Source organism: Kineosporia sp. A_224, assembly GCF_002198655.1.
Taxonomy (GTDB): Bacteria; Actinomycetota; Actinomycetes; order Actinomycetales; family Kineosporiaceae; genus R-H-3.
The window spans coordinates 109,330-118,424 of the sequence record NZ_MWLN01000202.1 but is presented as its reverse complement, the minus strand read 5'-3'; the positions used below and the strand labels follow the sequence as shown (position 1 = coordinate 118,424).

6 protein-coding genes are annotated in these 9,095 nt (G+C 74.7%); all 6 read left to right on the top strand.

The annotated features are described in order from the left end of the window. A partial coding sequence (locus EDJALFJO_RS24690; protein WP_143448767.1) for a penicillin-binding protein 2 occupies nt 1-1,943 on the top strand: 1,943 nt, incomplete at its 5' end. Between the two features lie 95 nt (nt 1,944-2,038). Further along, nucleotides 2,039-3,673: a UDP-N-acetylmuramoyl-L-alanyl-D-glutamate--2,6-diaminopimelate ligase gene (locus EDJALFJO_RS24685; protein ID WP_233150021.1), complete on the top strand. Its 1,635-nt coding sequence runs from the start codon at nt 2,039-2,041 to the stop codon at nt 3,671-3,673. Further along, entirely contained in the window at nt 3,670-5,193 is a 1,524-nt protein-coding gene (murF, locus tag EDJALFJO_RS24680) for a UDP-N-acetylmuramoyl-tripeptide--D-alanyl-D-alanine ligase (RefSeq protein ID WP_088288963.1), read from the top strand. The genes EDJALFJO_RS24685 and murF overlap by 4 nt, the downstream gene beginning before the upstream one ends. Next, nucleotides 5,190-6,281: a phospho-N-acetylmuramoyl-pentapeptide-transferase gene (gene mraY, locus EDJALFJO_RS24675; protein WP_088288962.1), complete on the top strand. Its 1,092-nt coding sequence runs from the start codon at nt 5,190-5,192 to the stop codon at nt 6,279-6,281. The genes murF and mraY overlap by 4 nt, the downstream gene beginning before the upstream one ends. Next, complete coding sequence (gene murD / locus EDJALFJO_RS24670) at nt 6,278-7,831, top strand: UDP-N-acetylmuramoyl-L-alanine--D-glutamate ligase (protein WP_088288961.1); 1,554 nt, start codon at nt 6,278-6,280, stop codon at nt 7,829-7,831. Before mraY ends, murD begins: the two co-directional genes overlap by 4 nt. Then, nucleotides 7,832-9,094, top strand: a complete 1,263-nt coding sequence (ftsW, locus tag EDJALFJO_RS24665) for a putative lipid II flippase FtsW (protein WP_198950607.1) — start codon at nt 7,832-7,834, stop codon at nt 9,092-9,094. Nucleotide 9,095: the final 1 nt, after the last annotated feature.

Here is a 9,095-nt window from a genome sequence, read left to right as displayed (position 1 = left end):
GGACGGCGCCGCCCCGGACCGCACCCGGCCGCCCGGCCCAGGGCCGTGCCACCGCGGCCCGTCCGGGGCCGGGCCAGGGCCGGGTGCCGCAGGCCCGTCAGGCCCCGGTGCGCACCCGCCCGCCGCGCCCGCCGCGGCCGCGCCGTCGTCCGCGCCTGGGCAACCCAGACCTGCGGCTGCGGCTCGTCCTCGTCGTGGTCTTCCTCGTCATGTCCGTTCTCGGCGGGCGGCTCGTCCAGCTCCAGGGCCTGGACTCGGAGTCCGTCGCCAAGCAGGCGCTCGAGAACCGGATGCGCACCGTCGACCTGCCCGCGCACCGCGGGGACATCACCGACGTCAACGGCCGGCTCCTCGCGTGGACCGTCGAGCGGCGGCACATCCTCGTCGACCAGAAGCTCGTCGTGAACTATGTCGGCGAGGGTGACCAGAAGCACCCCGAGGGGATTCCGGGAGTCGCACGGGCCCTGGCGCCGGTGCTCGGTATGGACGTCGCCACGCTACGGAAGAAGCTGACGGGCACCTCGCGCGGCGCCTACGTCAAGAAGGACGTCACGCCCGAGGTCTACCGAGCGGTCCACACCAAGGTCACCGAGCTGCGGATCCCCGGCATCGGCGCCGAGCAGGCGAGCCGCCGGGTCTACCCGGCGCAGACCGTCGGCGCGCAGATCGTCGGCTTCGTCAGCAAGGACGGCCGCGCGCTGGCCGGCGTCGAGCGGATCTTCGACCCCGAGCTCAAGGGCACCAACGGGCGCTGGACGTTCGAGCGCAGCGGCGACAAGTACGGCGCGCAGATCCCGACCGGCGTCAACGAGGAGGTCGAGCCGGTCGACGGCAACGGCGTCCGGCTGACGATCGACCAGGACATCCAGTGGCAGGCGCAGCAGATCCTCGAGGCCCAGGTGAAGGCCACCGAGGCGGAGACCGGCTACGTCGTCGTCATGACGAAGACCGGCCAGATCCTCGCGCTCGCCTCGGCACCGGGCTTCGACGCGTCCGACCCGGGGGCGAGCGACGCGGCCGACCGGCAGAACCGGGCGCTCACCGACGTCTTCGAGCCGGGCTCGACGTCGAAGGTCGTCACGCTCGCGGCGGCCCTCGAGGAGGGTGTCGCCACGCCCACCGACGAGATCACCGTCGAGGGCACGCTGCGCCGCTCCGACCGGACCTTCCACGACGCGGAGGCGCACGGCACCGAGAAGCTCACGGTCGCCGGCGTCCTCGCGAAGTCGAGCAACATCGGCACCATCAAGATCGGCGAGCAGGTGCCGGCGGAGACGATGTACGACTACATGCGCAAGTTCGGGCTCGGCGCGAAGACGGGCATCTTCGGCACGTCGCGCGGCTCGGCCACGCTCGCGGAGTCCTCGGGCATCCTCGCGCCGCCGTCGAAATGGAGCGGCTCGCAGCGCTACACGATGATGTTCGGCCAGGGCCTGGCCGTGACGGCGCTGCAGTCGGCCGACGTCTTCGCGACGATCGCCAACGACGGCGTCCGGGTCGCGCCGCGGGTCGTGGCCGGCACGACGGGCGCGGACGGCGTCTACACCGCGGCGCCCGCCGCGCCGCAGACCCGGGTCGTCAGCGCGCAGACGGCGCGCGACGTCCGGCTCATGCTCGAGAACGTCGTCGGCGAGGAGGGCACCGCCCGGCGGGCCGAGATCCCGGGCTACCGGGTCGCGGGCAAGACGGGCACCTCGCAGTACGCCGACCCGACGTGCGGCTGCTACCGCGCGGGGCTCTACACCTCGAGCTTCATCGGGATGGCGCCGGCCGACAACCCGGAGATCGTCGTCGCGGTCGTGCTCCAGAAGCCGAAGAACGGCTACTTCGGCGGCACGGTGGCGGCGCCGGTCTTCCAGCAGGTCATGTCGTACGCGCTCACCAAGCGGCAGGTGCCGCCGACCCTCACGAAGAAGCCGGACCTGCCGCTCACGTGGAAGTGACGGTGCCCGGCGCCCCGGCGGCCCGCCCCGACCGGTCACCGCGAGGTGACGGGTGCGGGACCGCCGGGCCACCGGGACGGGTAACCTCGGGCGACGTGCCGACTCCCGGCGGTCCCCGCCCCCGCTCCGCCCCTGCCGCAGACCTGGCGGCGGTCGTCGAGCACCTGCGTGCCCGCGGCGCCTCGCCCGTCGAGGTCGTCGTGCCGCAGGGCCCGTCCGCCGAGGTCACCGTCAGCGGGGTGACCCTCGCCTCGAAGGACGTCGTACCCGGCGACCTGTACGCCGCGCTGCCGGGCTCGCGCGCGCACGGCGCCGACTACGCCGCGGACGCCGCGGCCTCCGGTGCGCGGGCCGTGCTCACCGACCCGGCCGGCCGGGACCGGGCGGCCGCGACCGGCCTGCCCGTCGTCGTCGTGGAGACCCCGCGGGCCGTGCTCGGCGACCTCGCCGCCTGGCTCTACGGCCACCCCGGCGAGGCGCTCACCGTGCTCGGTGTCACCGGCACCAACGGCAAGACGACGACGACCTTCCTCGTGGACGCCGCCCTGCGCTCGACGGGGGAGCGGACCGGTCTCGTCGGCACCGTCGAGATCCGCTCCGCCGACCGCCGGATCCGCAGCACGGGGACGACGCCCGAGGCACCGGCGCTGCACGCCCTGCTCGCCGTGATGCGCGAGGACGGCGTCCGGACGTGCTCGATGGAGGTCTCCAGCCACGCGCTCGCGCAGCACCGGGTCGACGGCCTCGTCGTCGACGTCGCCGGGTTCACGAACCTCTCCCAGGACCACCTCGACTACCACCGGACGATGGAGGAGTACTTCGCCGCGAAGGCGCTGCTCTTCACCCCGGAGCACGCCCGCCGCGGGGTCGTCGTCGTCGACGACGCCTGGGGCGTGCGGATGGCGCGCGAGTCCGGCGTCCCCGTCGTCACGGTGACGACGAGACCGGGCGTCGTCGCGGACTGGCGGGTCGTCGGCCGGGACCTCGACGGCGGCCTGACGACCGCGCACCTCACCGGCCCGGACGGCGTCGCGCTGTCCGTGCGCTGCCCGCTGCCGGGCGACTTCAACGTCGCGAACACCGTGCTGGCGCTCGCCATGCTCGTCGAGGCCGGGCACGCACCCGCCGCGGCCGCCGCCGCGCTCGGCGCGGCCGGCCCGGTCCCGGGGCGGATGGAGAAGGTCCCCGCCGTCGGCGCCCCCGGCGAGCCGGTCGTCGTCGTCGACTACGCGCACACCCCCGACGCCGTCGCCGCCGCGCTCGACGCGCTGCGCGACGCCGGCCACCCGCTCGTCGTCGTCCTCGGCGCCGGTGGCGACCGGGACCGCGAAAAGCGCCCGCTCATGGGAGCGGCTGCGGCCCGCGCCGCGGACGTCGTCGTCGTCACCGACGACAACCCGCGCTCCGAGGAGCCGGCCGCGATCCGGGCGGCGCTGCTCGTCGGCGCCCGGTCGGTCGCCGACGGGGCCGCCCCGGCGGGGCCGGCCGCGCACCACGCCGAGGTGGTCGAGGTCGACCGCCGACGGGCCGCGATCGCCGAGGGGGTGGCGCGGGCCTGGGGCGGCGGCGTCGTCCTCGTCGCGGGCAAGGGCCACGAGCAGGGCCAGGACGTCGCGGGCGTCGTCCACCCGTTCGACGACCGGGCCGTGGCCGGCGAGGTCCTCGTCCAGGCGGCGGCGCTGCGCGGCAGCAAGGCCACGCTGCACGCCCCGGAAGGGACCCGCGCGTGATCCCCCTGACCCTCGCGGAGGTGGCGGCCGCCACCGGCGGCCGCCTCGTCGACGGCGCCGCACCGGACGCCGTGGTGACCGGCGGGGTCGTCATCGACTCCCGCGCGGTCACCGCCGGCGACCTGTTCGTCGCGTTCCCCGGCGAGCGCGTCGACGGGCACGACTACGCGCCCGGTGCTGTCGCGGCCGGGGCGGTCACCGTCCTCGCGACCCGGTCGACCGGGGTGCCCGCCGTCCTCGTCGACGACGCGCAGACCGCGCTCGGGCTGCTCGCCCGCGCCGTCGTCGACCGGCTGCCGGACCTCACCGTCGTCGCCCTCACCGGCTCCTCGGGCAAGACGAGCACGAAGGACCTGCTCGGCGTCCTGCTCGCCCGGCTCGGCCCGACGGTCGCCCCGGTCGGCTCCTTCAACAACGAGATCGGGCACCCGCTCACGGCGCTGCGCTGCGACACCGGCACCCGGTACCTCGTCGCGGAGATGGGCGCCCGGATGCCCGGCAACATCGCCTACCTCTGCGGCATCACCCCGCCGCGGGTCGCGCTCGCGCTGAACGTCGGCACGTCGCACCTCGGGATCTTCGGCAGCCGGGAGGTCATCGCCCGAACGAAGGGCGAGATCGTCGAGGCGCTCGCGCCGGACGGCGTCGCGGTGCTCAACGCCGACGACCCCCTCGTCGCGGCGATGGCGTCCCGGACGACGGCCCGCGTCGTGACGTTCGGCCGCGCGCCGGGCGCCGACGTGCGGGCGCAGGACGTGCGGCTCGACGCCGCCGCCCGCCCGCGGTTCCGGCTCTCCGCCGCCGGTGGTTCGGCGGACGTCGCGCTGGCCCTGCACGGCGAGCACCACGTCGCCAACGCCCTCGCGGCCGCGGCCGTCGCGATCGAGCTCGGGCTGCCCGTCGCCGACGCCGCGCAGGCCCTGTCCGGCGCGACGGCGGCGAGCCGCTGGCGGATGGAGGTCCACGAGCGGGCGGACGGCGTGACCGTCGTCAACGACGCCTACAACGCCAACCCGGACTCGGTGCGCGCGGCCCTCGAGGCCCTCGTGGCGATGGGCCGGGGCGATGCGGTCGGGGCACGGCGCACGTGGGCCGTCCTCGGCGAGATGAAGGAGCTCGGGGACGACTCGGCCGCCGAGCACGAGACCGCGGGGCGGCTCGCCGTCCGGCTCGGGGTCTCCCGGCTCGTGGCCGTCGGCGACCCCGCCGCTCCGTACGCGCAGGGCGCGGCCGCCGCGGGCGCGCCCGACGGGGCGGCCGTCGGCGTGCCGGACGCGGACGCGGCGCTCGACCTGCTCCGTGACGCGCTGCAGCCGGGGGACGTCGTCCTCGTCAAGGCGTCACGCTCGGTGGGTCTGGACCGGCTCGCGACCCGGCTGCTCGAGACGCCCGTGACCGTCGGTGGCGGCGTGGCGGACGGCGGGTCGTCGGCTCCCGGCGTGCCGGTCCCGCCTGTCGCGGTCGCGGCAGGGGAAGATGTCGAAGATCGTGCCGGTCGGAAGGAGGGGAACGCGCCGTGAGGGCAGTGCTCATCGCGGCGGGGATCTCGCTCTTCTGCGGCCTCTTCGGGACCCCGCTGTACATCCGCTTCCTCGTCAAGCGGGGCTACGGCCAGTTCATCCGCGACGACGGCCCGACCTCGCACCACACCAAGCGCGGCACGCCGACGATGGGCGGCGTCGTCATCCTCGGCTCGGCGCTCGTCGCGTACGCTGCCGCCCACCTCGCGACGCTGCGCCCGCCGACGGCCTCCGCACTGCTCGTGCTCTTCCTCATGACGGGCCTGGGCATCGTCGGCTTCCTCGACGACTTCATCAAGATCACCAAGCAGCGCAGCCTCGGCCTGCGGGCGGGGGCCAAGCTCGCGGGCCAGTCGGTCGTCGCGGTCGCGTTCGCGATCCTCGCGACCCAGTTCCGCAGCGACAACAACCTCACGCCCGCCTCGTACCGGATCTCGTTCATCCGGGACACCGGGATCAACCTCGCCTTCGCGGGGGCCGGGCTCGGCGTCGTCCTGTTCGTCATCTGGGCCTACGTGATGATCGCGGCGACGAGCAACGGCGTGAACCTCACCGACGGGCTCGACGGCCTCGCGACCGGTGCGAGCGTCATGACCTTCGCGTCGTACGTCCTCATCGGGATCTGGCAGTCCAACCAGTCGTGCCAGATCGTCGACGACGTCGTCTCGGGCGGGAAGTGCTACGACGTCCGCGACCCGCTCGACCTCGCGGTCGTCGCGGCCTGCGTCATGGGCGCCTGCTTCGGCTTCCTGTGGTGGAACGCCTCGCCGGCGAAGATCTTCATGGGCGACACCGGCTCGCTCGCCCTCGGCGGCGCGCTCGCCGGGCTCGCGATCCTGTCCCGCACCGAGCTGCTCCTCGTGCTCCTCGGCGGCCTGTTCGTCCTCATCTCGCTGTCGGTCATCATCCAGGTCGGCTTCTTCAAGATGACCGGCAAGCGGGTCTTCCGGATGGCCCCCCTCCAGCACCACTTCGAGCTCGCGGGCTGGGGCGAGGTGACGATCGTCATCCGCTTCTGGATCATCGCGGGCCTGTTCGTGGGCCTGGGGCTCGGGGTGTTCTACGCGGAGTGGGTCGTCGGCCTATGACCGCGGACGTCCCCCTGACCGGTCAGTACCCGCCCCCGCACGTCACCGACACCGCCCGGACGGTGCCGCTCACGCACGGCCGGGCCGACTGGGCCGGGCTGCGCGTCGTCGTCGCCGGCATCGGCGTCTCCGGCTTCGCCGCCGCGGACGCGCTCCTCGAGCGGGGTGCCGAGGTCACCGTCGTCGACGAGCGGGCGGGGGAGGCGACCCGCGAGCGCGCGGTGATCCTCGAGACGCTCGGCGCCCGGCTCGCCCTCGGCGAGGGCTCGACGTCCCGGCTGCCGGACGGCGGCGGCTGGGACCTCGTCGTGACCTCGCCCGGCTGGCGGCCCGACCAGCCGCTCCTCGCACAGGCCGGCGCTGCCGGGGTCCCGGTGTGGGGCGAGGTGGAGCTCGCGTGGCGGATGCGCCCGCAGACCGGCGCCGCGCCCTGGCTCACCCTCACCGGCACGAACGGCAAGACGACGACGGTGACGATGCTCGCGTCGATGCTCGCCGCCGCCGGGCTGCGGACGACGGCAGCGGGCAACGTCGGCACGCCGATCCTCGAGGCCGTCCTGCACCCGCAGCCGTACGACGTCGTCGCGGTCGAGCTGTCGACCTTCCAGCTGCACTGGAGCCACTCGCTGCGGCCGCAGGCGAGCGCCTGCCTCAACGTCGCGGTCGACCACATCGACTGGCACGGCTCGTTCGCCGAGTACCGCCGGGCCAAGGGCCTGGTCTACGAGAACACCGAGATCGCCTGCGTCTACAACGCGGCCGACGCGACGACCGAGCAGCTCGTCCGGGACGCCGACGTCGTCGAGGGCTGCCGCGCCGTCGGGTTCACGCTCGGCGTCCCCGCGGTGTCGATGCTCGGCGTCGTCGAGGACGTCCTGTGCGACCGCGCGTTCGTCGCCGAGCGGCAGACCTCGGCCGCCGAGCTCGGGTCGCTCGACGACGTGCGCATCGCCGGCGGCGGCACCCTCGCGCCGCACACCGTCGCCAACGCCCTCGCGGCCGCCGCGCTGGCCCGGGCGCACGGCGTCCCGCCGGCCGCCGTCCGGGACGGGCTGCGCGGCTACACCCCGGAGCCGCACCGGATCACCCGGGTCGCCGAGGCCGGCGGCGTCGTCTGGGTCGACGACTCCAAGGCGACGAACCCGCACGCCGCGGACGCCTCGCTGCATGCCTTCGAGCACGTCGTCTGGGTCGCCGGCGGGCTCGCCAAGGGCGCGAGCTTCGACGACCTCGTCACCGCGCACGCGGGCCGGCTGCGGGCCGCCGTCCTCATCGGGCGCGACCGCGACCTCGTCCGGGAGGCGCTGGCGCGACACGCGCCGCACGTCCCCGTCGTCGACGTGGACGTCCCCGAGACTGGGGCGGTGACCGTCATGGACGCCGTCGTGGAGCGTGCGGCCGGCCTGGCGCAGGCCGGTGACGTCGTGCTGCTCGCCCCGGCGTGCGCGTCCATGGACATGTTCGTCTCGTACGGCCACCGCGGCGACGAGTTCGCCGCCGCCGTCCGGCGCAGGCTGGGCGCGAGCCCGCCGCCGACCGGGGAGCGCTGAGTGGCGGCCGTCGGGGAAGCGGCCGCCCCCAGCACCTGGACCCGCCGCAGCGTGTGGCTGTCGCGGATCGAGTCGCCGCTCGCGCCGTACTACCTCGTCCTCGGCTCGACGCTCGCGCTGACCGTCATCGGTCTCGTCATGGTGCTGTCGAGCTCGAGCGTCACCTCGCTCAAGGGCGGCACCGGCTCCTCGTACACCGAGTTCCTCAACCAGGCCCGGTTCGCGGCCCTCGGGCTGCCGCTGGCGTGGGTGGCGTCCCGGATGCCCAAGCGGTTCTGGACCCGGTTCGCCTGGCCGATGCTCGCGGTCGGGCTCGCCCTGCAGGTGCTCGTCTTCACCGGCATGGGGCGCGAGCAGGGCGGCAACCGCGCATGGATCTACCTGGGCGGCGGCATCGTCCTGCAGCCCGCCGAGGTCTGCAAGATCGCACTCATCGTGTGGGGCGCCACCGTGCTGGCCCGCAAGCGGCCGCTGCTCAACCGGACGTCGCACCTGCTGGTGCCCGTCGTCCCCGGGGCGCTGGCGGTGCTCGGGCTCGTGCTGCTCGGCCGTGACCTCGGCACCGCGATGATCCTCATCGCGGTCGTCGCGACGCTGCTGTTCGTCGCCGGGGCGCCGATGCGCTGGTTCACGATCGGCGGCGGCCTCGCGGTCTCGGCCGTCCTGCTCCTCGTGACGGGCAGCCAGAACCGCAGCAACCGGCTCGCCGTGTGGCTGTCCGGCTGCGCGAACCCGGACATGCTCGGCTGCTGGCAGCCGGCCCACGGCCGGTACGCGCTCGCGACCGGCGGCTGGTGGGGCGTGGGCCTGGGGGGCAGCCGGGAGAAGTGGAACTACCTGCCCGCCGCGCACAACGACTACATCTTCTCGATCATCGGCGAGGAGCTCGGGCTGCCGGGGACGTTCGCGATCCTCGCCCTCTTCGGGCTGCTCGCGCTGGGCCTCTACCGGCTCGTCGTCACGAGCGACGACCTCATGGTGAAGATCGCCGCGGCCGGCGTCTTCACGTGGATCCTGCTCCAGGCCGTCATCAACATGTCCGTCGTCGTCGGGCTGCTGCCCGTCATCGGCCTGCCGCTGCCGCTCGTCTCGAGCGGCGGCTCCGCGCTCGTGACGACGCTCTTCGCGCTCGGGATCGTCCTCGGCTTCGCCCGCCGGGTGCCCGGTGCGCCGGAGGCGCTCGCGGCGCGCGGCAGCGTCGTCAAGAGATCGCTCGCGGTCGTGCCGCTGCGCGTGCGCCGCACCGGGAGGAACCAGCCGTGAC